This window comes from Polaromonas sp. P3_C2 (assembly GCF_056402675.1).
The window spans coordinates 1-1,234 of record NZ_JBFUGX010000952.1 but is presented as its reverse complement, the minus strand read 5'-3'; the positions used below and the strand labels follow the sequence as shown (position 1 = coordinate 1,234).

The following is a 1,234-nucleotide window of genomic DNA, read 5'->3' as shown; positions in this document are numbered from 1 at the left end:
GTGCTGATAAGGATCTTCACAAAAAATTGGCGTCGGCGAAGGAAAAGCTAAAACATAGCCTGCTAGATGCGATCAGGGCGCTTCACCCCGAACATGTTTTCAAAATTCCAGAGGAGAAGAGCGTTGCTTGTGCCAAATTCATCAGTAAATTCTCGACGTCGGGCGGAAAAATCTTTACAACGAACTACGACCTTTTGCTGTACTGGATTTTGATGCGTCAAAACGTTTCTGGTTCGGCCGATGGATTTGGGCGGGAGCTGCTTAATCCTGTAGAAGTGCAAGAAAAAACAGAGGCCGAGGATTGGTCCGAACTGCAGTGGGGTCTGAATAAGCAAAGCCAGAATATCTTCTATCTTCACGGCTCGCTTCCACTGTTTGATACCGGTCCAGAGGTCATCAAGGAGCAGTACAGCAACGAAGGTTACCTGATGGAAAACATTGGGGTTCGCCTTGATGCCGGAGAGTACCCAATCTTTGTTACCGCAGGAAATGGCGCGGAGAAACTAGCTCAGATTCGCCACAACCGCTATCTCTCGCACTGCTACGACCAGCTTTGTGAGTTAGACGGTTCGGTTGTCACTTTAGGGTTTGGGTTTGGCGAGTCAGATGACCACATCATCGATGCCCTGAACAAGGCAAATCACCTTCGCACAAAAAGCCCACCAAAGTTGTGGAGCATCTATATCGGGACGTTCTCTGAGGCGGATAGTCGATGGATCAGCAGCATAGAGAAGAAATTCCATGCCAAGGTACATACATTCGATGCTAGGACAGCGAGTATTTGGAATGCTTAGGTTGATTCATTCGTATCCACTAGGTTGAGAACTTGAGCTGTAGCTTGCCAGAGCTTTCGCAAACGGGGATGACATGGGACTAATTGAAACGTTGTTGAGTCTTCTGTTGAGAGAGGGAGGAGCGACGGCATTAAAGAAAATCAATCTTGAAATCGATAAGCTGGGTGATTTCGAGAGGCGTAGAAGCAAGCAGCAACTCGCAGGGGAGATTGGGTCGGTCATAACTCGATCAATCATTGCCGGCGATTCGACACTTACAGATCCGTTGAGGCCGCTAATCGCAGAATTTCGGCTTCTGATGCAGCAAGGAATTAGTGTTGAGAATTCTGGGAGCATTACGCATCTAATCGAACAGAAGGAGGCTCAAGATTTGATTGCGCGTCGCGGGATACGGATGCGAACGCACGACGCAATGTTTTCTCGAACTAGCGATTCCGATG

Annotated in this window: 2 protein-coding genes; both read left to right on the top strand. The window is 48.2% G+C overall.

The annotated features are described in order from the left end of the window. The coding region (locus tag AC1DWI_RS23710; RefSeq protein WP_477725982.1) for a DUF4917 family protein at positions 1-794 on the top strand (794 nt) is incomplete at its 5' end. Between the two features lie 73 nt (positions 795-867). Continuing rightward, positions 868-1,234: hypothetical protein (locus tag AC1DWI_RS23705; RefSeq protein ID WP_477725981.1), on the top strand; the 367-nt coding region annotated here is incomplete at its 3' end.